The organism is Sphingomonas sp. PL-96, assembly GCF_020707215.1.
Taxonomy (GTDB): domain Bacteria; phylum Pseudomonadota; class Alphaproteobacteria; order Sphingomonadales; family Sphingomonadaceae; genus Sphingomonas.
On record NZ_JAJFET010000003.1, the window covers coordinates 256,178 to 282,176 of the forward strand.

27 protein-coding genes are annotated in these 25,999 nt (G+C 67.3%); 15 read left to right on the forward strand and 12 right to left on the reverse strand.

The window, feature by feature from the left end:
• Positions 1-42 precede the first annotated feature (42 nt).
• The 4 genes from LK533_RS08670 to LK533_RS08685 form a co-directional block, all read right to left on the reverse strand.
• Complete coding sequence (locus tag LK533_RS08670) at positions 43-660, reverse strand: retropepsin-like aspartic protease family protein (RefSeq protein WP_229362388.1); 618 nt, start codon at positions 658-660, stop codon at positions 43-45.
• A 75-nt stretch (positions 661-735) separates the two neighbouring features.
• The gene (locus LK533_RS08675; RefSeq protein ID WP_229362389.1) at positions 736-1,992 is read right to left on the reverse strand and encodes a M24 family metallopeptidase; all 1,257 of its coding nucleotides are present in this window, start codon (positions 1,990-1,992) and stop codon (positions 736-738) included.
• Positions 1,993-2,225: 233 nt separating this feature from the next.
• Entirely contained in the window at positions 2,226-3,200 is a 975-nt protein-coding gene (locus tag LK533_RS08680) for an SDR family oxidoreductase (protein ID WP_229362390.1), read from the reverse strand.
• A complete protein-coding gene (locus LK533_RS08685; RefSeq protein WP_229362391.1) occupies positions 3,197-3,613 on the reverse strand; it encodes a cupin domain-containing protein in 417 nt (138 codons plus the stop codon). The genes LK533_RS08680 and LK533_RS08685 overlap by 4 nt, the downstream gene beginning before the upstream one ends.
• Before the next feature lie 197 nt (positions 3,614-3,810).
• Between LK533_RS08685 and LK533_RS08690 the strand changes: the two genes are divergently transcribed.
• Both LK533_RS08690 and LK533_RS08695 read left to right on the forward strand, forming a co-directional pair.
• Positions 3,811-3,978: a hypothetical protein gene (locus LK533_RS08690; protein ID WP_229362392.1), complete on the forward strand. Its 168-nt coding sequence runs from the start codon at positions 3,811-3,813 to the stop codon at positions 3,976-3,978.
• 3 nt (positions 3,979-3,981) lie between these two features.
• Positions 3,982-4,824, forward strand: coding sequence for an MBL fold metallo-hydrolase (locus LK533_RS08695; RefSeq protein WP_229362393.1), 843 nt, complete (start codon positions 3,982-3,984; stop codon positions 4,822-4,824).
• Positions 4,825-5,073: 249 nt separating this feature from the next.
• On the opposite strand, the gene LK533_RS08700 is transcribed toward LK533_RS08695, so the two are convergent.
• Entirely contained in the window at positions 5,074-6,063 is a 990-nt protein-coding gene (locus tag LK533_RS08700) for an aldo/keto reductase (RefSeq protein WP_229362394.1), read from the reverse strand.
• 236 nt (positions 6,064-6,299) lie between these two features.
• Here LK533_RS08700 and LK533_RS08705 point away from each other — a divergent pair, with 236 nt between their 5' ends.
• The gene (locus tag LK533_RS08705; protein WP_229362488.1) at positions 6,300-7,058 is read left to right on the forward strand and encodes a 3-keto-disaccharide hydrolase; all 759 of its coding nucleotides are present in this window, start codon (positions 6,300-6,302) and stop codon (positions 7,056-7,058) included.
• 36 nt (positions 7,059-7,094) lie between these two features.
• Here LK533_RS08705 and LK533_RS08710 read toward each other — a convergent pair whose 3' ends face one another.
• Positions 7,095-8,114, reverse strand: a complete 1,020-nt coding sequence (locus LK533_RS08710; RefSeq protein ID WP_229362395.1) for a LacI family DNA-binding transcriptional regulator — start codon at positions 8,112-8,114, stop codon at positions 7,095-7,097.
• 124 nt (positions 8,115-8,238) lie between these two features.
• On the opposite strand from LK533_RS08710, the gene LK533_RS08715 reads away from it, so the two are divergent.
• The 8 genes from LK533_RS08715 to LK533_RS08750 all read left to right on the forward strand — a co-directional run bounded on the left by LK533_RS08715 (position 8,239) and on the right by LK533_RS08750 (position 16,165).
• On the forward strand, positions 8,239-9,489 hold the full coding sequence (locus LK533_RS08715; RefSeq protein WP_229362396.1) for an MFS transporter: 1,251 nt from the start codon (positions 8,239-8,241) through the stop codon (positions 9,487-9,489).
• Positions 9,486-10,550 carry a sugar phosphate isomerase/epimerase family protein gene (locus tag LK533_RS08720; RefSeq protein ID WP_229362397.1) on the forward strand — a complete coding sequence of 355 codons (1,065 nt, stop codon included), beginning with the start codon at positions 9,486-9,488 and terminating at the stop codon, positions 10,548-10,550. The genes LK533_RS08715 and LK533_RS08720 overlap by 4 nt, the downstream gene beginning before the upstream one ends.
• The gene (locus tag LK533_RS08725) at positions 10,547-11,695 is read left to right on the forward strand and encodes a Gfo/Idh/MocA family protein (protein ID WP_229362398.1); all 1,149 of its coding nucleotides are present in this window, start codon (positions 10,547-10,549) and stop codon (positions 11,693-11,695) included. The genes LK533_RS08720 and LK533_RS08725 overlap by 4 nt, the downstream gene beginning before the upstream one ends.
• Entirely contained in the window at positions 11,692-12,063 is a 372-nt protein-coding gene (locus LK533_RS08730; protein WP_229362399.1) for a c-type cytochrome, read from the forward strand. The genes LK533_RS08725 and LK533_RS08730 overlap by 4 nt, the downstream gene beginning before the upstream one ends.
• Complete coding sequence (locus LK533_RS08735) at positions 12,060-12,986, forward strand: hydroxypyruvate isomerase family protein (protein ID WP_229362400.1); 927 nt, start codon at positions 12,060-12,062, stop codon at positions 12,984-12,986. The genes LK533_RS08730 and LK533_RS08735 overlap by 4 nt, the downstream gene beginning before the upstream one ends.
• A gap of 73 nt (positions 12,987-13,059) precedes the next feature.
• Complete coding sequence (locus LK533_RS08740) at positions 13,060-13,629, forward strand: gluconate 2-dehydrogenase subunit 3 family protein (protein WP_229362401.1); 570 nt, start codon at positions 13,060-13,062, stop codon at positions 13,627-13,629.
• Positions 13,626-14,468, forward strand: coding sequence for a sugar phosphate isomerase/epimerase family protein (locus LK533_RS08745; protein ID WP_229362402.1), 843 nt, complete (start codon positions 13,626-13,628; stop codon positions 14,466-14,468). Before LK533_RS08740 ends, LK533_RS08745 begins: the two co-directional genes overlap by 4 nt.
• Before the next feature lie 23 nt (positions 14,469-14,491).
• Positions 14,492-16,165 carry a GMC oxidoreductase gene (locus LK533_RS08750; protein ID WP_229362403.1) on the forward strand — a complete coding sequence of 558 codons (1,674 nt, stop codon included), beginning with the start codon at positions 14,492-14,494 and terminating at the stop codon, positions 16,163-16,165.
• 166 nt (positions 16,166-16,331) lie between these two features.
• Here LK533_RS08750 and LK533_RS08755 read toward each other — a convergent pair whose 3' ends face one another.
• Both LK533_RS08755 and LK533_RS08760 read right to left on the reverse strand, forming a co-directional pair.
• The gene (locus LK533_RS08755) at positions 16,332-16,580 is read right to left on the reverse strand and encodes a hypothetical protein (RefSeq protein ID WP_125962314.1); all 249 of its coding nucleotides are present in this window, start codon (positions 16,578-16,580) and stop codon (positions 16,332-16,334) included.
• Positions 16,581-16,714: 134 nt separating this feature from the next.
• The gene (locus LK533_RS08760; protein ID WP_229362404.1) at positions 16,715-18,100 is read right to left on the reverse strand and encodes a M20/M25/M40 family metallo-hydrolase; all 1,386 of its coding nucleotides are present in this window, start codon (positions 18,098-18,100) and stop codon (positions 16,715-16,717) included.
• Positions 18,101-18,268: 168 nt separating this feature from the next.
• On the opposite strand from LK533_RS08760, the gene ettA reads away from it, so the two are divergent.
• Together ettA and LK533_RS08770 are read left to right on the forward strand one after the other, a co-directional pair.
• Positions 18,269-19,948 (forward strand): energy-dependent translational throttle protein EttA, encoded by a 1,680-nt coding sequence (gene ettA, locus LK533_RS08765; RefSeq protein WP_229362406.1) that lies wholly within the window; start codon positions 18,269-18,271, stop codon positions 19,946-19,948.
• A 104-nt stretch (positions 19,949-20,052) separates the two neighbouring features.
• On the forward strand, positions 20,053-20,706 hold the full coding sequence (locus LK533_RS08770; RefSeq protein WP_229362407.1) for a peptidylprolyl isomerase: 654 nt from the start codon (positions 20,053-20,055) through the stop codon (positions 20,704-20,706).
• 18 nt (positions 20,707-20,724) lie between these two features.
• On the opposite strand, the gene LK533_RS08775 is transcribed toward LK533_RS08770, so the two are convergent.
• From LK533_RS08775 to LK533_RS08790, 4 genes are all read right to left on the reverse strand, one after another.
• Entirely contained in the window at positions 20,725-21,540 is an 816-nt protein-coding gene (locus LK533_RS08775; protein WP_229362409.1) for an NYN domain-containing protein, read from the reverse strand.
• A 115-nt stretch (positions 21,541-21,655) separates the two neighbouring features.
• Positions 21,656-21,889 carry a hypothetical protein gene (locus tag LK533_RS08780; protein WP_229362411.1) on the reverse strand — a complete coding sequence of 78 codons (234 nt, stop codon included), beginning with the start codon at positions 21,887-21,889 and terminating at the stop codon, positions 21,656-21,658.
• A gap of 51 nt (positions 21,890-21,940) precedes the next feature.
• Positions 21,941-22,423 (reverse strand): GreA/GreB family elongation factor, encoded by a 483-nt coding sequence (locus tag LK533_RS08785; protein ID WP_229362412.1) that lies wholly within the window; start codon positions 22,421-22,423, stop codon positions 21,941-21,943.
• Positions 22,424-22,435: 12 nt separating this feature from the next.
• Entirely contained in the window at positions 22,436-24,505 is a 2,070-nt protein-coding gene (locus LK533_RS08790) for a lytic transglycosylase domain-containing protein (protein ID WP_229362413.1), read from the reverse strand.
• Positions 24,506-24,571: 66 nt separating this feature from the next.
• Between LK533_RS08790 and dapA the strand changes: the two genes are divergently transcribed.
• Positions 24,572-25,456, forward strand: coding sequence for a 4-hydroxy-tetrahydrodipicolinate synthase (dapA, locus tag LK533_RS08795; protein ID WP_229362414.1), 885 nt, complete (start codon positions 24,572-24,574; stop codon positions 25,454-25,456).
• 94 nt (positions 25,457-25,550) lie between these two features.
• The gene (locus tag LK533_RS08800) at positions 25,551-25,979 is read left to right on the forward strand and encodes a PAS domain-containing protein (RefSeq protein WP_229362415.1); all 429 of its coding nucleotides are present in this window, start codon (positions 25,551-25,553) and stop codon (positions 25,977-25,979) included.
• Positions 25,980-25,999 lie beyond the last annotated feature (20 nt).

Genomic DNA, 25,999 nt, shown 5'->3' on the forward strand with positions numbered 1-25,999 from the left:
CAAGAAAGGCGGGCGCCCCTGGGCGCCCGCCTTTTTCTTTGGCTACTCGCGTCCGGCGGCTGCGCCCTGCGGAACCAGGATCAGCGTTCGCCCCTCTACGCGCCAGGAAGCGAGATCCGAGAGAAAGTTCATGCCCAGCACGTCCATGTTGCCAAGCGCCGGGGAGATCGCGACCTTCAGCTCCCTGGCGGTGATCGGCCCGAGCTCGAGCCGATCCACCGATCCGGTGCGCGCCTGGGCAAGGCCGTTTGCGGTCTGAAGGACAATGGGGACGAGGTTGGTGCCCGAGCCGACCTTGGCAGCGCGCGCGGTTTCTTCCGAGATGGCGGTGATGGTCGCGCCGCTGTCGACCAGCATCCGGCGCTCCACGCCGTTCAGGGTAGCGCGCGCCCAGAAATGTCCGTCGGGCGACATGCGGATCCGCACCTCGTCGCCCGAGACCTGCTGGTCGTTGAGACCGAGCTTGGTGGCAATGCGAGCGAGCGACGGCTCATAGGGCGCCTGCTGGAACAGGAGGAACAGGCAGAACGCGAGCAGCCCGACCGAAAAGGCGAAGCGCACGATCCGGCCGATGAAGGGAATGCGCTGGATCAGGACGAGCGCGAGCGCGGCGAGCACGGCATAGACCGCGACCTGCTGCCATTCGGTGCTGATGTTCATGCGGCGGCGCCTCTCCTTCGAGAGACGAACCCGAAGCCGACGCTTTCGATCCGCCCCGACCCGTCATGCGCCGCATCAGATCGGTTCGTCGATCGACACCGGCGGCGTGCTGAACCACTGCGGCCCGGTTGCCGTCATGTGGAAGCAGTCCTCCAGCCGCACCCCGAACTTGCCGGGCAGATACAGGCCGGGCTCGTTGGAAAAGCACATGCCGGCCGCCAGCGGCGTCGTCTCGCCATGCACCAGGTTTACCGGCTCATGCCCGTCCATGCCGATGCCGTGGCCGGTCCGGTGCGACAGGCCGGGCAGGCGGTAGCGCGGGCCATAGCCCTCGCGCTCGTAAAAGGCGCGGACGGCATCGTCGATGCTGCCCGCAGGGGCGCCGATACGCGCTGCTGCGCGCGCGACCTGCTGCCCCTTGGCGACCGTCTCCCACACCCGGCGCACGTCCGGGCGGACGCTGCGGTAGGAAAAGGTTCGCGACACATCGGACTCATAGCCGTGGACCGAACAGCCGCAGTCCATCAGCAGGACTTCGCCAGGCGTGATGCGATGCACCTGACGGCTGCCGTGCGGATAGGCCGAAGCCTCGCCGACCAGCGCCATCGAGAATTCCGGATCGCCGCCGAGCTTGCGGGTCGCCGCATCCATCAGCGCAGACACATCGCGGCCCGTCATGCCGGCTTCCACCCGCACCCAGGTCCAGCGATAGGCGGCAAGGGTGACGTTCGTCGCCAGCTGCATCAGCGCGATCTCCGCCGGCGACTTGATCATGCGCAGCCCGCGCACAACCGGATCCGCCGAGACGAGCCGCATGTCGGGCAGCCGTGCGACAAGACCGTCCGCCACGAAGAAGCGCGCGGTTTCCTCGATGCCGAGCCGACCCTTGGCGAGCCCACGCTCCTTCAGCCAGGCGGCAACCAGCGCGAGCGGGCTTTCATCCTCCTGCCAGACGCGTACCTCCGCTGCCACGTCCAGCGTCTCGCGCACCGACGGCTCCTCGAAGAACGGCGTGACGACCAGCGCCTCGCCCTCGCGCGGGAGGACGGCGGCGGTCACGCGTTCACTGCGCCCCCACTGGATGCCGGTGAAATAGGAGAGCGACGCGCCCGGCTCGATCACGACCGCGGCGATGTCGTGGCGGCGCATCAGCGCCTGCGCGCGCCCGATCCGGGCCAGCCGCTCCTTGGCGTCGATCGGCCGGGCGCCGGTGGTGAGGTCGCGAAGCTCGGACAGGTCCGGTTCGGCGGCGCGCAGCAATGCTGCTGAGCCAAGGGCCGGAAGGGTGAGGGCAGCGCCGACAAAGGTGCGGCGGGAGAGGGCGGTTCGCATTCGCTCTGGATAGGGCGCATTGCAGTGCCCCCGCAATGCGCGCCTGGAGGTTGGGCACGGTTGGGCAACCAATCAAAGATCCGTCCGTGCCCTTTTCCGCTCGTTTCCAGTAGCCGTCGAGCTTGTCGAGGCGGCCTGTCGAGAAATTGGTGGTGGCGGCTCTCTCGATACGGGCTCTCGAAAGGCTCGATCCCTACTCGAGATAAGCGGGGGGATATTGGATGTCGTCGAACTCAGGCCGCGTGGCGCCGTCGCCACAACCATGCGCCAAGCGCAGCGGCGCCGATGGCGCTCGCCCCGGCCACAGCCGCAGCCTTGCGCCGCCGCTCGGGATGACGTTGGCCGCCGTCGATGCCGCTCGGCTCGGCGGGTGGGTCGAACAAGGTGCCGGTGCCGTCCTCGCCCGGATCGGCCTTGCTGGACCAGCTTTCCAGGAAGCCGTTCATCATCGCGGCGCTGAAGTTCGGCACCGCGAACTGCCCGAGCTTGAGGGCAATGGCCGGAGCGCCGACCACCGTGGTGTTGCGCGGGCGGCGGGCGAGCCGCACGACGGCCTTGGCCACCGTCTCGGGCGCGAGGGAGCCCGGCGGCATCTTGAGCTGCGCGCCCGTGTAGTTGCCGGCATGGCCGACCGCGGGCGTGTCCACAAAGGTCGGATAGACGTCGCAGATGTGAATGTGTCGGTTCTTCGACAGCTCGCCGCGCAGCGCCTCGCTGAAACCGCGCAGCCCGAACTTGCTCGCGGAATAGGCCGCGGCAAAGGGCGCTGCGAAGAAGCCGCCGACCGAGATCATGTTGACCCAGGTGCCGCGATCCTGCGCTAGGAAGAACGGCAGCACGGCGTGCGCCTCGTTCATGTGGCTCACCAGGTTCGCGTCGATCACGCGCTGGTGATCGGCCATCGGCACGTCGTGATATTTGCCGAGCACGCCCACGCCGACGCAGCTGAACCACAGGTCGATGCCGCCCAGCGTGGCGTTCGCCTCGGCCGCAAAGGCGGTAACGGCCGCGGGGTCGGTGACGTCCACCGTCCGCGGCTCGGCCGTGCCGCCGGCGCCGCGGCAGCGCTGGGCGATGTCGTCCAGCCCGGCCGCGCCCCGCGCGCCGAGCACCAGCTGAGCACCCTGGCGGGCAAAGGCGACGGCGGTTGCCGCGCCGATGCCGCTGGAGGCGCCGGTGATGACGACGCGCAGGGGCGTGCGGCTCATCGGCCGACCGCCTCCTTCACCTTGTCGGCAGCCTTGGCGAGCAGGCCCTTTTCGGCCTCCTCGGCCTCTTCCTTGGTCTTGAAGGCGGCGCCCTCTGGCTCGGCCGGCGGGGCATAGACGGAGAAGAGCTTCAGCTCGCCCGTGCCCTTGTTGATGATGTTGTGCTCGGAGCCCTTGGGTACCACCACCATGTGGTTCTGCCCGGCCTTGGTGGAGTGGCCGTCGATGACCACCTGAGCCTCGCCCGAGACGATGAAGGTCGTCTGGTCCGCCGGGTGCGTCTCCGTCCCGATCTCTTCGCCGACCGGGATGCTCATCAGCACGATCTGCACCTTGGGGTCGCGATACACTTCCTTCTGCCAAAGGGTGTTCTTGTTCGCGAGTTCGACCATGTCCTTGTTGAAGATCGCCATCGGGTAAGCTCCTGCTTTGGTTTCGGGTTCGAGGACCGGACGAACGAACCGCGCATAGCGTTCCACCGTGGCGCCTCCGGTAACGACGCGTTTTTTGTGCCGGGCCGGGAACAGCCTATCGCGCCCGACGCTTGTGGCCCTGCAAGCGAACACCGGCTCCCGCCAGATCCCAGGTTCCGCTGAGAGGAAGAACGCGCATGACGACGACGCCGAACTCCCCGGCCACACCTATTCCGCCCGCTGCAATCGTGGCCGTGGTGGTGGGCACGCTGCTGGGCGCTGCCTGGCTGCGGAGCCGCAGGCACGAAGCGGCGCTTCGTGAACGCACCGCCGCCCGTCTCCGCGTCCCGGCCGAGGGGAACTGATCCATGCGCATCCACCACCTCAATTGCGGCACCTGCTGCCCCGCCGGCGGGCGGCTGTTCGACGGCAAGAGCGTCAGCCCCTTTGGCCATCTCGTCTGCCACTGCCTGCTGATCGAGACCGACTCCGGCCTTGTGCTGGTCGACACCGGTTTCGGCACGCGCGATGTCGCGCATCCGCTGCGCAGGCTCGCGCCTTTCTTCCTCACGCTCAACAACCCGCAATTGCGGCGGGAGGAGACGGCGGTTGCCCAAGTGCGGGCGCTGGGGTTCGATCCGGCGGACGTGCGGCACATCATCGTCAGCCACCTGGATTTCGATCATGCCGGCGGGCTGGAGGACTTCCCCAACGCCGCGGTGCACGTGACCGCGCGCGAAAAGGAAGTTGCGGACGAGCGGGCAGGGGGCGCGTTCGTCGGCACGCGACGCTACCGCCCGCAGCAATGGGACGAGATGCAGGATTGGCGACTCTACCCGTTCGGCGGCGGCGAAAGCTGGTTTGGGTTCGATGCGGTGCGCGACCTCCACGGGCTTCCGCCCGAGATCCTGCTGATCCCGCTTGCGGGCCACACCTGGGGCCATGCAGGGATCGCCATCCAGGAGGACAGCGGCCGCTGGCTGCTCCATGCGGCCGACGCCTATTTCTACCGCGGCGAGATCGGCTCGGAGCGCTATTCCTGTCCGCCGGCCACGCGCGGGTACCAGCGGATGATGGAGGTCGATCGGGCGGCTCGGCTCCACAACCAGCAGCGGCTTCGCCGGCTGTCGCTCGACCATGCCGACGAGGTGCGCATCATCTGCTCGCACGATCCCGTGGAGTTCGAGCTGCTCGCGCCGGAGCGGCTGTAGGCGCTTTTTGCACCTCCCGATCCCCGCCCCGGAATCCTAGCGGGCCTGGGCTCGGGTGGAGAAGGTCTAGAGCAAAACCGTTCGTGCTGAGTAGGGGCTGAGCGAAGTCGAAGACCCGTATCGAAGCACGTGTGGCGCCCTTCGATACGCCATGTCGACTTCGCTCAATGGTACCTCAGGACAAACGAGCCGCGCTTAAGCTGATGGACTATCGCAACTGGACCCCGGCCTTCGCCGGGGTGCCCACACTCAATTGCCGGTGGTGTCGCCCGGCACTGGCGCATCGGCGGGGATCAGTCGCTCGCTCCGCAACTCCTCCCAAACCGCTGCCGGAACGGTCGCTCCCATCAGCCGGGCATTCTCGTGGACCTTCTCCGGCCGCTTGGCGCCGGGGATGATCGCTGCCACCACGGGATGTGCCGCGCAGAACTGGAGCGCGGCGGAGCGGATGTCGGCACCGTGACGTTCGCACACCGCCGCGATGCGGTCGCGCTTCTCGATCATCTCGGCGGGTGCGTCCTGATATTCGAATGTGCGGCCGCCCGCGAGCAGGCCGCTGTTATAGGGGCCGCCGACGACGACATGAACGCCGCGCTCGGCGCACAGCGGGAACAGGCGGTCGAGCGCAGGCTGGTTGAGCAGGCTGTAGCGCCCTGCAAGCAGGAACACGTCCGGGTTCGCCTGCTCCAGCGCGCGCACGCACGGCTCGGTACGGTTCACGCCCAGGCCCCAGCCCTTGAGGACGCCCTGATCGCGGAGCGCGTCGAGCGCGCGAAAGGCGCCGGTGCGCGCAACCTCGAACTGCTCCTCCCATGCGTCGCCGAGGTGATCGGGGGCAAGATCATGGACGAACGCGATGTCGATCTCGGCGAGGCCGAGCCGCTGGAAGCTGTCCTCGATCGAGCGCATCGTCGCGTCATAGGAATAGTCGACGTCGACGCGGAACGGCAGGCCCTCCTTGAACGGCGGGTTTTCGGGGCGGCTGGTGTCCGGGCGCAGCAAGCGGCCGACCTTGGTCGACAGCACGAACTGCTCGCGCGGATAGCGGCGGAGCACCGTGCCGAAGCGGTGCTCCGACAGGCCGCTGCCATAATGGGGTGCGGTGTCGAAGTAGCGCACACCGCTGTCCCAGGCGGCGGTGAGCGCGGCTTCCGCCGTCGCCTCGTCCACGACGTCGAACATGTTGCCGAGGGGGGCGCCGCCGAAGCCGAGCGGGCCGGGGGGAGCGAAGTGGGGCATGGAGTCCTCAAAGCTGGTGACCGATCCTGGGCTAAGCGCCGCGGGCGCTTGGTCGTTCCTTCCGGGCGCGTCCGGTCCGCTACATTCGGGCTTGGCAAGGGCGGACGCCGCCGTCATCCTTTGCCAAACAAATGGGAGAGGTGCGGGATGCAACACAATGCGGGGCTGGTCGTCCGTCAGGGCGGGCTCGGGGGCGCGGTGACGCCGCCTTCTTCGCGGCACGGGGGGCGGTCGTGATGCTGCTCACGCTGGTAGCCGGGGTCCTCGCCATGCAGAACGGCGCGTCCGCAAAGCCCGAAGACACCGAAGTGTGGAAGCCGGAGCCGCCGGTCGTCACCGCGGCAGCCGCGGTGACGACGCCGCCGCCCTCCGACGCGGTCGTTCTGTTCGACGGCCGGGACCTGTCGCAGTGGAAGTCGACCAAGGACGGCGGCCCGGCGCGCTGGACCGTTCGCGACGGCGTCGTGACCGTGAACAAGGGCACGGGCAACATCGAGACCAAGCGCAGCTTCGGCAGCTACCAACTGCATCTGGAATGGAAGATCCCGGCCGGCATCACCGGCAAGGGCCAGGCACGCAGCAACAGCGGCCTTTTCCTGGCGTCGATCGGCGAGGGCGACCTGGGCTATGAGCTCCAGATCATGGATAGCTACCAGAACCCGACCTATGTGAACGGGCAGGCGGGCAGCATCTACAAGCAGCACCCGCCGCTGGTGAACCCCGCGCGCAAGCCGGGCGAGTGGCAGAGCTATGACGTGGTCTGGACGCCGCCGAGCTTTTCCGCGGACGGCGCGGTGACCCGGCCGGCCACGGCCACGGTCTGGATGAACGGGGTACTGGTGCAGGATCATACGGCGCTGAAAGGACCGACCGTCTATATCGGCCAGCCGCGCTACACGCCGCATGGCCCGGCTGCGATCAAGCTGCAGGACCACGGCGATCCGAGCGCGCCGATCAGCTTTCGCAACATCTGGCTGCGCGAACTCGGCAAATAAGCGGGTGGCGCGCTGGTGATCCCAGCGCGTCTGCTTCTACTGCGCCACGACTTCCGCGAGCAGGAGCGGCGCGGTGCTGCCGCGGACGACCAGTTCATGGGCGAGCGTGACCTGGCGGCCGGGGTGATCGACCCCGCGCAAGACGTCGATCAGCAACTCCACCGCACGCTGCCCGATCAAGCCCTTGGGCTGCGCGATGCTTGTCAGGCCCGGGCGCAGGAAGCGCGCGAGCGGCAGGTCGTCGAAACCCACGACCGACACGTCGGCGGGACAGCTGAGGCCCGCCTCGCCCAACGCGCTCATCGCGCCCATCGCCATTTCGTCGCTGAAGCAGAAAATCGCCGACACCTGATGCGCGATCAGGTCCGCCGTCTGCTCGGCGGCTGAGTGGGCGGAATAATCGCCCTCGCGGGTTTGCAGGCGCTCCGACAGGCCGTGCCGGGCTGCCGCGCGCAGGACGCCCCTCAGGCGGTCGCGGCTGATGGGGCTGACCGGCGGCCCGGTGATCACCCCGATGTCGCGGTGCCCCAGGCCAATCAGATGCTCGAGCGCGTCGCTGCCGGCGGCCGCATTGTCGATATGGACGCTGGGTACCTGCAGGTCCGCACTGAATTCGCAGCCGTTCACGATCGGGGCGAGTGCGCCCTCGCGCGCGAGCAGCGGGGCGAGACTCGCCGGCAGGCGGTGCCCCAGGAAGATCAGCCCATCCACCTCCCGGCGGGAGAGCATGTCGGCATACTGGTCCTCCACCTCCGGATCGTGGCGGGTGTCGCCCACCACCATCGCGTAGCCGGCGGCGCGCGCCGCTTCCTCGGCGCCGCGGATGACGCTGGCAAAGAAGGGATTCGAAATGTCCGGCACCGTCAGCAGGATCTTGGCGGCGCGCAGCGTGCGCAGGCTGCGTGCCGCGACATTGGGCTGATAGCCAAGCGACGCAACGACTTGCAGCACGCGTTCGCGCGTACTCCTCGCCACGCGGTCCGGCTGGCTCAGGACGCGCGACACGGTGGCGGTGGAAACCCCCGCCTCCGCGGCGACTTGGACGATCGTCGGCATCCATCCTTCATGTCGCGCGCGACGAGGCGTGTCGAGTGCGGCCGATGTAATCCTTTACATGTGGCGACGCGCTGTTAGGCTAAGTGTCCAGGAGCAGGCAAACTGCGGTGGAGGGGATGAGCGCATGGTCGCTGCCGAAGGGACGTTGACGGGTGCCGTGCGCCCGGCGTCGGGAATGCTGACGGGGCGCCTGAGCGCACTGATGTTCATGCAATTCTTCATCTGGGGCGCGTGGAACGTGACCCTGGGTCTGGTGATGCAGACGGTCGGCATCGGCAACCTGATCGCCAACGCCTTTTCGGTCGGACCGATCGCCTCGATCGTCGGCTCCTTCCTGCTCGGCATGGCGGCTGCTCGCTATCTCAGCCCCAAGATGCTGATGGTGATCCTGCACCTGGTCGGCGGCGCCTTGCTGTTCGTGCTGCCGTCGCTGGTGACGCCGGAGCGGGGCGACACCTTTGTCTGGCTGCTGCTGGGCTACATGATCCTCTACATGCCGACCGTCGGCCTCGCGAACACGATTGCGCTCAAGAGCTTCGGCGAGCGGGTCGATCGCTTCCCGTTCGTCCGCGCCTTCGGCACGCTGGGCTGGATCACGGCGGGGCTGATCATCGGCTGGGCCGGGCTTTCCGCCAGCCCGCAGATCTTCCAGATCGCGGCCGTCGTCTCCATCGCGCTCGGCGTCTACAGCTTCACGCTTCCCGATGTGGAGGCCGATGCGCCGCGCGACGAGAGCGTCCTGCGCCAGGTGCTGTGCGTCGAGGCCTTCGGCCTGATGCGCAACCGCTCCTATCTGATCTTCATCACTGCGGCGACGCTGATCTCGATCCCCCTGGCGATGTATTACGCCTACGCCTCCGCCTATATCGGCACGGCGGGGATCGAGAATGTCGGCGGCACCATGTCGATCGGACAGATGTCCGAGCTTGCCTTCATGTTCTCGATGCCGTGGCTGTATCGCCGCTTCGGCGTGAAGCCGCTGCTGCTGGTCGGCATGATCGCCTGGGCGGTGCGCTATGCGCTGTTCGCGATCGGCGATGGTGGCGGCTCGCTCTGGGCGATCTATCTCGGCGTGGCGTTGCACGGCGTCTGCTACGACTTCTTCTTCGTGGCGGGCGCGATCTACACGGGCACCATTGCGTCACCCAAGGGCGTGAACGCGCAGGCGCAGGGGATGCTCACGCTGTTCACCTATGGCGTCGGCATGCTGCTCGGCTCCCAGATCGGCGGGCTGCTGTACGCCCAGCTGCCCGCGAACCCGAGCGTCGCCGACTGGCAGCATATGTGGTGGTACCCTGCCATTGCCGCCGCCGTCGTCGCGATCCTGTTCCAGATCAGCTTCCGCGATGACACGCGCGGGGAGGCACGCGCATGAGCGGGATGAAGGGGCCAGGCATCTTCCTGGCGCAGTTCCTGGGCGATGCCGCGCCGTTCGATACGCTCGATGGCCTCGCCGAATGGGCGGCAGGGCTGGGCTTTGTCGGCGTGCAGATCCCGTGCGATCCGCGGCTGATCGACCTCAAGACCGCGGCCGAGAGCAAGGATTACTGCGACGACCTGCGCGGCCGGCTCGCGCGGTTCGGGGTCGAGCCGACCGAGCTTTCGACGCATCTCCAGGGCCAGCTGGTGGCGGTGCATCCGGCCTACGACACGCTGTTCGACGGCTTCGCGCCGCCCGAGGTGCACGGCAAGCCGGCCGAGCGCCAGGCCTGGGCGGTGGAGCAGGTAACGCTGGCGGCCCGCGCCAGCGCCAACCTGGGACTGTCGGCGCATGCGACCTTCTCGGGCGCGCTGGCCTGGCCCTACGTCTATCCGTGGCCACAGCGGCCCGCGGGCTTGGTCGAGGAAGCGTTTGCCGAACTCGCGCGGCGCTGGACGCCGATCCTGGACGCGTTCGAGGATGCGGGCGTCGACTGCGCGTTCGAGGTTCATGCCGGCGAGGACATTCACGACGGCGCGTCGTGGGAGCGGTTCCTGGCGGCGCTGGGCGGGCACAACCGCGCGCGCCTGTTGTTCGATCCGTCGCACTATGTGCTGCAGCAGCTCGACTATCTCGACTTCATCGACCGCTATCACGACCGGATCTCGTGCTTCCATGTGAAGGACGCCGAGTTCAACCCGACCGGGCGTTCGGGCGTGTACGGCGGCTATGAAAGCTGGGTGAACCGTGCCGGCCGCTTCCGCTCGACCGGAGACGGACAGGTCGACTTTGTCGGCGTGTTCAGCAAGCTTGCCCAATATGGCTACGAGGGCTGGGCGGTGCTCGAGTGGGAATGCGCGCTCAAGCGGGCCGAGGACGGCGCAAGCGAGGGGGCACCGTTCATCCGCGACCACATCATCCGGGTGACCGACCACCCGTTCGACGACTTCGCAAAGAGCGGCGTCGACAAGGCGGCGATCCGCGCGCTGCTCGGCCTGTCGGGGGATGCCGCGTGACGCGCCATCCGCTCCGGCTCGGCATGGTGGGCGGGGGCGAGGGCGCCTTCATCGGCGCGGTGCATCGCATGGCGGCTGCGCTCGATGGCGATTGGCGGCTGGTGGCGGGCGCGTTCAGCACCGATGCCGGGCGCAATGCCCGCACCGGCGCGCAGCTCGGGCTCGAGGAAGCGCGCGTCTATGACACGCTGGACGCCCTGCTCGCGGCCGAGCAGGCGCTTCCGGCCGACCAGCGCATCGACGCGCTGGCGATCGTGACCCCCAACCACCTGCACGCGCGGATGGCGATCGCCGCGCTGGAGGCGGGGTTCCACGTTTTTTGCGAAAAGCCGATGGCGGTGAGCGTCGCGGAGGCCGAGGCCATTGCCGCAGCGGCTGAGCGGAGCGGGCGCCGGTTTGCGCTCGCCTTTACCTACAGCGGCTATCCCCTGATCGAGGAAGCGCGCGCGCGGGTCGCCCGCGGCGACCTTGGCGCGATCCGGCTGGTGCAGGTCGAATATCTGCAAGGCTGGCTGAGCGCGCCGATCGACAACGAAGGCAACAAGCAGGCGGAGTGGCGTACCGACCCGGCGCGCGCCGGGATCGGCGGCTGCCTGGGGGACATCGGCACCCATGCCTTCCAGCTTGCCGAGCATGTCTCCGGCCTGCGTGCCGGGAGCGTGTCGGCCGATCTGTCGATCCACGTCCCGGGCCGGCGGCTCGACGATGATGTCAGCGCGCTTTTGCGCTTCGACGGCGGAGCGCGCGGCACGCTGAAGGCGAGCCAGGTGGCGGCAGGCGAGGAGAATGGCCTGAAGCTGCGCATCCATGGCGAGCTCGGCGGGCTTGAATGGGCGCAGATGGAGCCGAACACGCTGACGCTGCGCTGGCTCGACCGGCCAGCGGAGATCGTGCGCGCCGGTGGACCCGGACTGCAGCCGAGCACGCTGCCGCTGCTGCGGACCCCGTCGGGGCACCCGGAGGGCTATGTTGAGGCATTCGCCAACCTCTACCGCGGCTTTGCGGCTGCTATCTGCGGAGAGACAGGCAGCGCCGTCCCCGGAGTGGCGGACGGCCTGCGCACCATGAAATTCGTCGAGGCCGTCGTCGCGAATGCGACGTCGGACCGGAAATGGACCAGCATCGATCCGGGAGAGAGTGAATGAAGCGTACCATCCGCCTGGGGGCAGCGGCAGCGATGCTGGCTGTCACCACCGCGCCTGCCGTCGCACAGACGGCACCGCCGCCTGCCTTCGCAGCGTGCAAGGCGTGCCACACGGTGGACAAGGGCGGCCGCAACGGCGTTGGTCCCAACCTCAACGGCGTGGTCGGCCGGCCCGCAGCCTCGGTGCCGGGGTTCAACTATTCGAACGCGATGAAGGCGTCGAAGCTGCGCTGGGATGAGGCGACGCTCAACCAGTTCCTGGCCGCGCCCACCAAGAAGGTGCCGGGCACGCGCATGCCGATCGGCATGGCCGACCCGGCGAAGCGGGCGGCGATCATCGCCTTCCTGAAGGCACAGAGCGGCAAGTGACGGGGCCGCGGCTGACGCTTCCGCGTCGTGCCCTGCTTGCCGCCGGGGCGGTCGCGCCGTTCGCGGCCGGCGTCGCCTTCGCGCAGGCCAAACGGTCGAACGCGGCCCGCTTCTCGCTCGGCTATGCGCCGCACGAGGGCAGCTTCGCGAGCCGCGGTGGCCTGCTCGAGCAGATCGCCTATGCCGCCGACCAGGGCTTCACCGCCTGGGAAGACAATGAAGCGCGCAGCCGGCCGGTTGCCGAGCAGACCCGCATGGCGCAGGCGCTGGCCGATCGCGGCATGACCATGGGCGTGTTTGTCGCCAGCATGCCGAAATGGTCGCAGTCCCGCCCGGTGTTGGGCGCCGATGACGGGGCCGAGCGCGAAGCCTTCCTTGCGGACGTCCGCAGCGGCGTCGATGTCGCCAAGCGACTGAACGCCAAGCACATGACGGTGGTCACCGGCTTCCTCGATCGCAAGGTGCCGGTGGAGATCCAGACCGCGCGCGTGATCGACGTCATGCGCCGGGCCGGCGACATCGTCGCGCCGCACGGGGTGGCGATGGTGATGGAGCCCCTCAACACGCGCACCAACCATCCGGGCGTCTACATGCAGAGCATCGCGCAGGGCTATGCCGTGGCACGGGGTGCGAACAGCCCGGGCGTGAAGATCCTGGCCGACCTCTATCACGAGCAGATCCAGTCGGGAAACTTGATCCCGGTTATGGACGCCTGCTGGAGCGAGATCGGATACATCCAGTTCGGCGACAACCCGGGCCGCAACGAGCCTGGGACCGGCGAAATCAACTATGCCAACATCGTCAGATGGCTCCGTCAGCGCCGCTATGGCGGCGTGATCGGCATGGAGCATGGCAATTCGATCAAGGATCGCGCGGGCGAGGATCGGTTGATCGCCGCCTATCGCACGATCGACGCACAATAACCGGGGAGGGGCCAATGTCCCGTACCACGGCTGCCTGGAGGAACAGGCAGGATCTGGGAGGAGGAGAAGCGAAGTGATCGATCGGAGAACGGCGCTCGCGGGGGTGGCGGCGATGTTCGGGGCGGGATTGTTCGCTCCGATCGCGCGTGCCGCCGGCGCGGCCCAGGCGTCGCGGGTACCCGTGATCTCGGACGGGCCGCCGAGTGCGGCCGTCTTCACGCCCGACCAGCGCGCGCTGGTCACGGCGCTGAGCGAGCGGATCATCCCCACCACGGACACCCCGGGCGCGATCGCGGCGGGCGTACCGATGTTCATCGAGAAGCTGCTCGCCGACTGGGCGGCTCCGGGCGACCGCAAGCCGGTCCTCGCCGGGCTCGACGCCATCGAAGCGCGCAGCCTGAAGGAGTACAAGGTGTCGGCTGCCAAGGCGACGCCCGAGCAGCAGGACGCGCTGCTGACGCTGGCGATGAACGGCCAGATCCCGGGCGGCAAGGACTTCTTCGAAGCCATGCGCCAGATGGTGATCACCGGCTATTACACGTCGGAGATCGGCATCACCCAGGAGCGCGAGTATCTGCCGGTTCCCGGCGAATATAACGGCGCCTTCCCCTATTCTCAGGTCAACAAGGTCTACAGCGCATGATCAGCCGCCGTACCCTGCTTGCCGGCGCCGGGGGCGCCGCGACTCTCGTCCTGTCGGACCGGATCATTCCCGCCGCCTTTGCAGCACAGATCCCGGCCATCGGGCTGCAACTCTACACCGTTCGCGAGCTGTTCCAGAAGGATCCGGTGGCGACGCTGGGGCACGTCGCGCGCATCGGCTATCGCGAGGTCGAGTTCGGTGGCGGCGGCTATGACAGCATGGATCACGCCATGCTGCGCCGGACCATGGATCGTCTGGGCCTGAAGGCGCCGTCGGTGCATATCGGCTATGACGCGCTGCTCGGGAAGCTCGACCAGTCGATCGCGATGGCCAAGACGCTCGGTGCCGATACGGTGGTGCTGCCGTACATGGACGCCAAGCTCCGGAACGAAGCGGGCTGGAAAGCGGCGCTTCCGAACTTCAACCGCTTCGCGACCGAGTTGCAGAAGGCGGGCTTGGGCTTTGCCTACCACAACCATGATTTCGAGTTCACGACCAAGCCGGGTGGCACCAGCCTGTACGAGCGGCTGATCGGCGAAACCGATCCGGCGTTGGTGAAGGTGGAGCTGGACCTGTATTGGGCGGCGCATGCGGGTGAGAGCGCGGCCGCGCTGATCGATCGGTTGGGCAGCCGCATCTACGCCTATCACGTCAAGGACATGCGGTCCGACCGCAGCATGACGGCGGTTGGTCAGGGCAAGACCGACTTTGCCGCGCTGTTCAAGCTCAAGGGCAGCGCCGGCGTCCGCCACTTCTACGTCGAGAATGACGAGGCGCCCGCACCCTATCTTCCCGACATCACCACCAGCTTCAAGACGCTCCGCGCGCTGCGGTTCTGAGCACGCACGGGAGGGGATAAAACATGGCAACCAACAGGTTTGATGCGATCGTCATCGGTTCGGGAGTGAGCGGGGGCTTTGCCGCCAAGGAACTCACCGAAAAGGGTTTGCGCGTGCTGATGCTCGATCGGGGCGTCATGGTCGAGCATGCCGAGGATTACACCTATGACGGCAAGCCCGCCTTTGAGGTGCCGGCGCGCAACGTCATGCCCAAGCCGATCATGGACAGCGACTATTTCATCGCGCGCCACGGCTATGTGCAGCCGAGCAACCAGAAGTTCTACAACGACGACCGGCTGAACCCCTACGCCTTTGACGAGGGCGACAAATTCTACTGGATCCGTCCGGGTGCGGTCGGCGGCAAGTCGCTGATCTGGGGACGCTGGAGCTTCCGCTGGGCGCCTGAGGATTTCGAGGCGAACAAGCGCGACGGCATCGATGGCGTGTGGCCGATCGGCTATGACGACGTCGCTCCCTGGTACAGCTATGTCGAAAAGTACATCGGCGTTTCCGGCTCGCGCGAGAACCTGCCCTATCTGCCCGACAGCGAGTTCCAGCCGCCGTTCCCGATGAACGTGGCCGAGAAGTGGTTCAAGGAGCGGCTGGAAACCAAGTTTCCGGGCCGCAAACTGATCAACACGCGCCTGTCCAACATCACCGAGGACAAGCCGGAGCAGAACCGCACCAAGTGCCAGAACCGCAACCAGTGCGGTAATGGCTGCTCGTTCGGCGCGTATTTCTCGACCCAGGCAGTCACCCTGCCGGCCGCGCGCGCGACCGGGCGGCTGACGCTGCAGTCGGATGCGGTCGTGACCAACGTCGAATATGATCCGGCGCGCAAGCGTGTGACCGGCGTCCGCTACATCGACGCGAAGACGGGCCAGGCGCAGACGGTGTCGGCTGACCTGGTGTTCCTGTGCGCGTCGGCAATGGCATCGGTGCAGATCCTGATGAACTCGCGCGCACCGGGCAGCGAGCGCAGCCATTTCGACACGAGCGGGACGCTTGGCCGCTATGTCATGGACCATATCTTCCGCGTCGGCATGGAGGGCGAGATCCCTGGCATGACCGACCTGATCGAATATGGCCGGCGGCCGGGCGGGGTGTATATCCCGCGCTTCCGCAACATCGGCGGCGATGAGGGCGTCGGCTTCAAGCGCGGCTATGGCTATCAGGGCAGCGCCAGCCGCGATCCTTCCGCGCCGGTCGGCTTCGGTGCGTCGATGAAGCAGGGGCTGCGCCGCTATGCGCCGTGGAAGTTCAGCATGGGCGCGTTCGGCGAATGCCTGCCGTACAAGGACAACCATGTCTCGCTGCACGCGAACAAGGTCGACCGTTTCGGAGTACCGTTGATGCGCTTCGACGTGCGCTTCCGCGACAACGAGCTCAAGATGATGGCAGACGCCCGGGTGCAGGGCGAGGCGATGCTGAAGGGTGCCGGCCTCACCAACGTCCGCAGCTGGGAGGGTGAGCATGTTCCCGGCGACGCGATCCACGAGATGGGCGGCGCGCGCATGGGCGCCGACCCGCGCAGGTCCGTGCTCAACGGCTGGAACCAGGCACATGAGGCGTCGAACCTCTATGTGACCGACGGCGCGCAGATGGCCTCGGCTTCCTGCGTCAACCCGTCGCTCACCTACATGGCGATGACGGCGCGCGCGACCGACCATGCCTTCAAGCAGATGAAGCAGGCCTGAGCCGCGGAGGGAAGGGAGCGGAGGTGCATCGGCACCTCCGCGCGTCCTGCAGCCTCCCGCGCTGAGCCGGTGGCTGATCCAGAAGACCGGGCAAAAGAAAAGGGCGCCCCGTTGCCGGGACGCCCTTTCTAACCGGTCCGTCCGGATGAACCGGACGGGCGTCGGATCACATGGCGTTGGTTTCGCCTGCGTCCTCGACGTTGTCGGCTGCCTCGTGCAGGTTGTCAGCCTGGTTCTCGAGAGCGGCTTCCGAACCCTCGGTGGTGGCGTTGTCGGCCATGTCTTCCATGTTGTCGGCCATCATCTCGAGGTTGTCCGCCTGCGCGTCAGCCGCGTTTTCAGCCGGAGTGTTCGAACCGCAGGCCGTGAGCGACAGCAGGCCGGCGGCAGCAGCGACAAGAACGATCTTCTTCATTCGGGTGCTCCCAAGCAATCCAAAGTTCGCGGCCGGCCCGTCGCCGTCGCGAGGCTGCCGCAATAGCGTTCGCTCCTGCGGCGTCAATCCGGTAATTGGACTTGACCGTAACGAACATGGCGGCGGTGTGACAATTAGTGGGCGTTTGCCGGGCGCTCGACACGGCCGATCTCTTCCGGCGCATCGGCGACCACCGCAAGCATGGCCGTCCAGGCGGCGACATTCTGCTGCAGCTGCGAACGGTCGATCTTGTCGAGCGTATCGTCGGGCGTGTGGTGATAATCGAAGTAGCGCGTGCCGTCCTGTGCCAGGTCGACGCCAGCGACACCAGTTGCAAGCGTCGGACCGATGTCGGTGCCGTCGCCGGCAACGGCATTGCCCCGCGTGATGCCAAGCGGCGCCAGCGCCGTCTCCAGCCGATCGGCGACGGCGGCAGCCGTGGCGGGCAGGGCGGTGTCGAACTTCCACACCCGGTCGGCCCCGAAATCCGATTCGGCGGCAAGTGCGTGACGCTCGCCCGCATGCGCCTTGGCATAGGCGATCCCGCCGAAGCCGCCGACTTCCTCCGCGCCGAACCAGACGACCCGGATCGTTCGACGCGGCTTACCGGCCGCCATGATGCGCTTGGCGGCAGCGGCAGTGATCGCGACCCCGCTCGCGTCGTCGATTGCGCCGGTTCCCAGATCCCAGCTGTCGAGATGGCCGCCGATCAGCACCACCCCTGCCTTGGGGTCGCGGCCCGGAACCTCGGCGATCACATTGCCCGACTCGCGGGTCCCGATCTGCCGGGGCGTCAGCAACAGCTTCACGCGTACCGGCTTGCCGCGATCGAGCACGCGCTCCAGCTGCTCGGCATCGGGAACGGACAGGGCGGCGGCGGGGATGGGGGTGACCCCGTCCGGGAAGTTGGTGACGCCGGTATGCGGATTGCGGTGGTGGTCGGTGCCGATCGAGCGGATCAGGATCGCCACCGCGCCCTTGCCGGCGGCGATGCCGGGACCGGCACGACGCGCCCGGCCGAATGGCCCATAGCTGGACCCGTCCTGCGCCGCGTGCATCGCATGGCTGACAAAGGCGATCTTGCCGGCAAGGCTTCCGGCCGGCGCTGCCTCCAGGTCGGCGAGCGTGGGGAAGTACACCACTTCGGCCTCGATCCCCGTCGCCGGGGTCGCACCCGAGTTGCCGAGCGCTGCGAGATGCAGCGGCTGCGCGAACGGTCCGACGATCGAGGCCTTCTCTTCGCCACGCACCCATACCGGCATCTGGTACGGCTCGACATGCACGTTGCTGAAGCCGAGCGCCTTGAGCTTGGCCACCGCCCAGCTGCGCGCGCGGGCCTCATCGTCGGTGCCCGCCAGGCGCGGTCCGACCTCGGTGGTCAGCCCTTCGGTGATGTCCCACGCGATCTCATCCTTCAGCGCGGCATCCCGCAGCGTTGCGACCTGCGCGGGAGAGATCTGCGCCATCGTCGGCAGCGGCAGGGCGAGGGCGGCGAGCACAAGAGCGGGCTTCAGCGGCATAGGCGGTCCATTTTGGAAGGGCGTGGGGCGGAAGAGCCCCTGCAGCGCATGATGCGGCGCAGCGCAGCGTCGCGCAAGCCGGGCCGCTTACGTTGCCAATTGCACCCCGGATCGCTATGTCCGCGTGCGAAAATCCAGACCTGTAGACCCGCTTTCTTGGAGACCCCCGTGGCCGCCCAATACGCCTTTGTCATGAAGGACATGACGAAAACCTTCCCCGGCGCGCCCAAGCCGGTGCTGTCGAACATCAACCTGCAATTCTACCAGGGCGCCAAGATCGGCATCGTCGGCCCGAACGGCGCCGGCAAGTCGACGCTGATGAAGATCATGGCGGGCGTCGACAAGGACTTCACCGGCGAAGCCTGGCCCGGCGAGAACATCACCGTCGGCTATCTGGAGCAGGAGCCGCAGCTCGACACCTCCAAGACGGTGCTCGAGAACGTCAAGGACGGCGCGCGCGAGGTGGCCGACATGGTCGATCGCTTCAACGCGATCTCGGCCGAGATGGGCGATCCCACCGACGACACCGATTTCGATGCCCTGATGGAAGAGATGGGCACGCTTCAGGAAAAGATCGACGCGGTCGACGGCTGGACGCTCGACAACCAGCTCGAAGTGGCGATGGAGGCCCTGCGCTGCCCGCCGTCCGACTGGCCGGTCGACAATCTGTCGGGCGGTGAGAAGCGCCGCATCGCGCTCACCCGCCTGCTGATCCAGAAGCCGTCGATCCTGCTGCTTGACGAGCCGACCAACCACCTCGACGCCGAAAGCGTCAAGTGGCTGGAAAACCATCTGAAGGAATATGCCGGCGCGGTGCTGATGATCACCCACGACCGCTACTTCCTCGACAATGTGGTGGGTTGGATCCTCGAGATCGATCGCGGCAAGTATTTCCCTTACGAGGGCAATTATTCGACCTATCTGGAAAAGAAGGCCAAGCGCCTGGAGCAGGAGGACCGCGAGGCGTCCGGCCGCCAGAAGGCGATCAAGGACGAGCTCGAATGGATCCGGCAGGGCGCGAAGGCCCGCCAGACCAAGTCAAAGGCGCGTATCGCCAAGTTCGAGCAGCTCGTCGCCTCCCAGGACAATCGCAAGCCGAGCGGCGCGCAGATCGTCATCCAGGTGCCCGAGCGTCTGGGCGGCAAGGTGATCGAGGCCAAGGGGCTGACCAAGTCCTATGGCGACAAGCTCTTGTTCGAGAACCTCGACTTCATGCTGCCGCCCGGTGGCATCGTCGGCGTGATCGGACCCAACGGTGCCGGCAAGTCGACGCTGTTCAAGCTGCTGACCGGCCAGGAACAGCCGGATGCGGGCGAGATCGACGTCGGCACCACCGTGCGCCTGGGCTATGTCGACCAGAGCCGCGATCACCTCGACCAGAAGAAGAACGTCTGGGAGGAGATCTCCGACGGGCTCGACTATGTGAAGGTCAACGGCCACGACATGTCGACGCGCGCCTATGTCGGTGCGTTCAACTTCAAGGGTCAGGACCAGCAGAAGAACGTCGGCAAGCTGTCGGGCGGTGAGCGCAATCGCGTCCACATCGCCAAGATGCTCAAGAAGGGCGGCAACGTGCTGCTGCTCGACGAACCGACCAACGACCTCGACGTGGAAACGCTGGGTGCGCTGGAAGAGGCGATCGAGAACTTCGCGGGCTGCGCCGTGGTCATCAGCCACGATCGCTTCTTCCTCGATCGTCTGGCCACCCACATCCTGGCGTTCGAAGGCAACAGCCACGTCGAATGGTTCGAAGGCAATTTCGAAGCGTATGAGGAAGACAAGCGGCGCCGCCTGGGCGACGCCGCCGATCGTCCGACCAGCCTTGCGTACAAGAAGCTGACGCGCTGATCGCATTGCGGTGACAGCGAAGGGGCGGAGGGCCGAGTGCCGCCGCCCCTTTCGTTCGGAACGCCGCTTTACCCTCTCCTCCGGATGACGGTAGAACGGCGGGCATGCGTTTTCTTCCTGCCGTTGCTGTCGCCGCCACTCTGCTTGCTCTCCCGACCCCTGCGCTTTCGCAGGTGAAGCCCACGCCCGGAACCATCCGCGTCCGGCTGGTGACCTCCGCCGGGCCGATCGTGCTGGCACTCGACGGCAAGCGCGCGCCCAAGACCACCGCGAACTTCCTCAAATATGTCGATGACGGACGGCTCGACGGGACCAAGTTCTATCGTTCCGCACCGCGCAAGAGCGACCCCAAGCATGGCTTCATCCAAGGCGGCGTCGGCACAGATGCACGCCGTACGCTCAGCCCTGTTGTGTTGGAGCCAACCGACAAGACCGGTATTCGCCACCTCGATGGCGTGGTGTCGATGGCGCATGCTGCCGATCCGAATTCCGCCACCGGCAATTTCTCGATCATGGTCGGGCCGAACGCGTCGCTTGACGCGCGCGGCCCAAACCGTGGTTATGCAGCCTTCGGGAAGGTGATCGGCGGCATGGATGTCGTCCGCAAGATCCTCGCGATGCCGACCTGTTGCGGGCGGGAGGCGATGAAGGGGCAGATGATCAAGCAGCCCATCCAGATCCTGCGCGCTCAGCGGCTCGACGGCGTGGCCAAGCCGACCGGCCTCAGCAAGCCCTGGCTGCTCAATATCCGGCGCTGAACCGTACGGAGTATCCCGTCAGCGGATGCGCTTGACGAACACGCCGTTGTCGCGGCGCTCGACCTGAAAGTTCGGGACCTGCTCGATCAGGTCCGACAGTCGCGCAAAGCCGTAGTTGCGCGTGTCGAAGCTCGACCGGTTACCGGCGCGCTGTCCGACCTCGGACAGGCTGGCGAACTTCTGCGGATCCTGGCGCGATTGCGCATAGGCGTCGACCAGGAGTTTCACGAGCGCGGTGTCGACCTTGCGCTTCTGGTTGGCCGCTGCCGCCTCGGCCGGAACAGGCTTGGCCGGCGCTGCCGCTGCCTTGGGCGCGGCGCGCGTGCGGCCGATCGCCGGGGGCAGGATCAGCTCGGGCTCGGCCTCGCCCTGCAACTCGCGGGCGCGGGAAACGTCGATGAAGCGCGAGCAGGACTCGCGAAACCCCTCCGGCGTGCGGTCGGTGCCGAAGCCATAGACCGGAACGCCCTCCTGCCGGATGCGCTGCGCAAGCGGCATGAAGTCGCTGTCCGACGACATGATGCCGAAGCCGGTGATGCGCCCGCGGAACAGCAGGTCCATCGCGTCGATCGTCATCTTCATGTCGGTCGCGTTCTTGCCCTTGGTGACGTCGAACTGCTGGAACGGCTCGATGCCATAGCGCAGCGTCAGGTCGGCCCAGCCCTTGAGCGCCGGCTTTCGCCAATTGCCGTAGATGCGGCGGACGTTGACGGTGCCAAGCTCTGCCAGGACCGTCAGCACATAATCGAGCGAGGCATGCGACGCATTGTCGGCGTCGATCAGCAGCGCGACGTTGCCGGTGGGAGCGGTCGGGTGGGGCGGGGAGCGGTCCATGGACCTGTCCTATCGCAGCCGCATCGGCTTGGCGATGCGCCAGATACGAGACGGGCCCCCACCGATGGCAGGAGCCCGTCCGCGCGACGAAGGCGCTAGCGGTGAAGCTCGGGGGTCAGGCGTCGGGCGTGCGCTGATTGCGACGCGCCTGATCGTTATGGATCGCATCGTCCTTCTTGGGACGCGTGGTAGCCTCTGGGTCCAGCGCCTGGGCGACCTCGTTCTGGCTGGCCACGTCACGCTGCAGATTACCGCCGGCGCTGCTCGCGCCGCTGGGTGCGCTCTCCGCTGCGTCGATGACTTCATGGTCGTCGTGGATGCGGGCACTTTCGGTGCGCGGGTTTTCCATGATTGCTCTCCTTACGACGCTATCAATCGTCGGAGGGGCAGGGACGTTCCGTCAGTTTGCCGGATAGGTGATGGCGATCACCTCATACTCGCGCTCGCCCGCTGGCAGCACCACGCGGCGCAGGTCGCCGATCGCGGCTCCCCTGAGCGCCCGAGCGAGCGGCGCGTTCCAGCCGATGCGGCCGCTGCCCGCCTCCGCCTCGTCATCGCCCACCAGCGTCAGCACGCGCTGGTTGTCGTCCTCGTCCGCGATCGTCAGCGTGGCACCGAACCAGGCGCGGCTGCGCTCCGGCTGTTGCGCCGGGTCCACGACCTTGGCGGCCTTCATCCGCTTGGCGAGCCATCCGAGCCGGCGGTCGATTTCGCGCAACCGCTTGCGGCCGTAGATATAGTCGCCGTTTTCCGAGCGGTCGCCATTGCCGGCGGCCCAGGAGATGGTCTCCACCAGCTTGGGCCGCTCGGTCGCGAACAGCGCGTCATATTCCGCCTTCAGCGCGGCATAGCCGGCCGGCGTGATGTAGTTGGGGCGGTCCATGGGCGGGCAGGATCAGCCGGGCCGGTTCTTGCCGAGGTACCAGGACAGGTTCGCCGGGCCGCGCGAGCGGGCGTGCTGCGGGTTCAGCAGGTCATAGACGACCGCATTCTCCAGCACGCGTTGCACATAGTTGCGCGTTTCCATGTACGGGATCGACTCCACCCAATCGAGCGTGTCGATCGCGCCCGTGCGGGGATCGCCATAGGTCCGGAGCCACTTGTTCACGTTGCCCGGACCGGCGTTGTACGCCGCAATCGCCAGCGGATAGCTGCCGCCATAATTGTCCAGCATCCGCTGGAAATAGCTCGATCCCAGCTGGATATTGTAGCCGGTGTCGCTCGTCAGCGAGGCGCTGTCGTAGCTCAGTCCCAGCTTGCTCGCCGCTTCGCGCGCGGTGCCTGGCATCAACTGCATCAGGCCACGCGCGCCCGCATGGCTGACGGCGGTGCGGTCGAACTGGCTTTCCTGCCGCGCGATCGCGTGGATCATGGTGAAGTTGCCGGCTTGCGTCGCCGGCACCGGTACCGACGGATAGCCCGCCACTGTATAATCGCTGTGCCCGTTCATCAGCGCGCTGCGCCCGACCATCACGCCCAGGTCCGGCCGGCCGATCTTCTTCGAAAGCTCGGCCGCCAACGCGTGATCGCTGTCACTGGTCGCCGCGTTCGCGATCTGGCGCACGAACAGCGTCTGGTCCTGATAGGCGCCGGTGCGGCCGAGATACTGGACCGCCTGCACCGTCTCGCGTGCGTAGAAAGCCTGGCGCGTCGCCGGGTCCGGCATCACGGCCGCCGTGGCCGAGGGCGCGCGTAACGGACGGCCGAGCCGCTCGAGCGCAAGCTGGCCGTAGTAGACGTCGGACAATGCCGCCGCACTCTCATACCAGCGATTGGCCGTCGCCGTGTCGCCCGCCGCCTCGGCGGCGCGCGCCGCCCAGTAGAAGCCCTTGGCACGGGTGGTCGGGGTGCGCGATCCATTGCCATAGCGGCTGAACATGCCAACCGCGTCTGCCGGCCGGCCGAGGTTCTTCATCGCCGTACGGCCGGCAAGCCAGGCCAGGCTCGTATAGTCGTCGCGTTCGCCATAGGGCTTGTCCGAGACGTCGGTGCCGGCGGGATAGGCGTCGTCGATCTGGCGGGCGATGTCGAACGCCACCGCATATTGCCCGTCGTTGGCCGCGCCGCTCGCGTTAGCCAGCAGCACCTCGTACCATTTCTCGGCGTTGCCGGGCAGTGCCGAAAGCGTGCGCGGCTGGGCCAGATAGGCACGTGCCGCCGGGCTCTGGCCGGAATTGCGCAGCCAGCTCGCGCGATCCGCGATGAAGCCGGGGTCGTTGCGATCGGCGCCGACGACCATGCCGCCGAGCACCGAAGCATCCGGCGCGTCGGTACGAAAGGCAAGTCGTGCGCGGAACAGCGCCTGCTTGGCGGGCGAGACATAGGGCAGCTCGCGCGCGGCCGCCGTCGTCGAGTTCGCCCACAGCAGCCGATCCACACGCGCCTCGCGATCGGCGGGCGTCAGTGCGGCCGAAAAGCCGCTGATAAGGCGTGTCTCGTCCGACGGGCGCAGCACGCCGCTGCGCCAGGCGGCGCGCGCCGCGTCGCGAGCGGCGTCCACCCGCCCGGTCGCCATCAGCGCCTCCGCATGGCGCAGGCGCCCGGCGGCGGTCAGCGGCGGAAAGCGCTGAAAGAAGCTGACGGTGAGCGACGGATCGCCGGTACCCGGCGCGGTCTCGGCCGCGGCACGCCGGCTCGTCTCGCCCGGCCAGCCCGGATGCGCGAGCAGGAAGCGGGCATAGTCGGAGAAGGGCAGGTTGTCCGATTGCTGCAGCCGCTTCCACTCGGCGATCGGCGCCGCAATCGGGTCCGACGGCATCGTCGGCTGGACGATCGGCTGCACCATCTGCTGGCTCGCCGGATATTGGCCGGGCAGCTGCTGCGGGATCGGCAGCGCCTGGCCATAGAGGAACGCGGCGGCGCGGTGCTGGACGGTGCCGGGGACGACCGAAGCGCCGGTCACGCCCGCTGCGAGCAATCCGCCCTTCAGCAAGTTCGAAAGCAAAGGGGTCAGCATGCTGGACATGATATGGAAGCCGGTCCTATGTCGCCAGCCAATTCTTCCCCTTTGTTGCTTGGAGCTCCTCTGCCCATGTTCTCCGGCTCGATTCCGGCCCTGGTCACGCCCTTCACCGATGGCGCGTTCGACGAGGCTGCCTTCCGCGCGCACATCGACTGGCAGATCGAGAGCGGTTCGACCGCCCTGGTGCCCTGCGGCACCACGGGCGAGGCGGCGACCATGACGATCGCCGAGCATAATCACGTGGTAAAGGTCTGCATCGACCAGGCCGCCGGCCGTGTGCCGGTGATCGCGGGTTGCGGTTCCAACGACACATCCGTTGCCCTCGACCACGTCCGGGCCGCCAAGGCCGCCGGTGCGGCTGCCGCATTGCTGGTGCCGCCTTATTACAACCGCCCGAACCAGGAGGGGGTGTTCCGGCATTTCGAGGTGCTGGCACGCGACGGCGGCCTGCCGATCATCCTCTACAATGTGCCGGGCCGCACCGTCACCGACATTGCGGTGGAGACCATGGCCCGCACCGTCACGGCCTTCCCGGACGTGGTGGTGGGGCTTAAGGACGCGACCGGAGCCATCCAGCGCGTCTCCGCTCAGCGAGCGGCCTGCGGTCCCGACTTCTGCCAGCTGTCGGGCAATGACGACATGGCACTCGCCTTCATGGTGATGGGCGGACGCGGCTGCATCTCGGTCACCGCCAATGTTGCGCCGGCGCTTTGTGCCGAGTTCCAGGACGCGTGCCTGGCGGGCGATTATGGCCGCGCGCTGACGCTTCAGGATCAGCTCTTTCCGCTGCACGCAGCCCTGTTCAGTGACGCGTCGCCGGGCCCCGTAAAGTATGCGCTCAACCGCTTGCGCCCGGGCTTTTCAGCCGAGCTGCGCCTGCCGATGACGCCGCCTTCCGAAGCGAGCCGGAAGGCTGTGGACGCGGCGCTGGCACATGCTGGGCTGATCCAGTAGCGGCGGGGCCGTTCCTCGGTTCTCTGCTTTCGCCTCCACTTCCTGTACCCTGGGGGGAGCCTCCCTTCGGCCCCATCTTTCGGAGCGACCGGTCATGCCCAGAATTCGCCGTGCCTTGGCCTATGCCGGCCGGATCGAGGACGGCGCGACCTTTGCAGCACTGGATGGGTGCGAAGATGCAATCCTGATCACGGAGGCGGCGCTGCCGCGCCCTGGTCCTCGGATTGTCTATGTCAACGCCGCGCAAGAACAGCTGTGCGGCTATCGCAGCGGCGAACTCCTGGGCCACACGCCTCGCCTGCTCCAGGGATACGACACCGATGCTTCAGAACTGGCGCGGCTGCGCCGGGACCTGGAGGCGTGCGGACGATTTCAGGGCGAACTGATCAATTACGACAAGCGCCGCCAGGAATATGTGCTCGGCTGGGCGGTGGTGCCGATCCACGATCCTGCCGGGGTCGTGCGTAACTGGCTTTCGCTGCAGGTGAACGCCTTGCGGGAACGGGCGGCCTCAGCCCGCTGACGCGCTAACCCAGTGTCCCG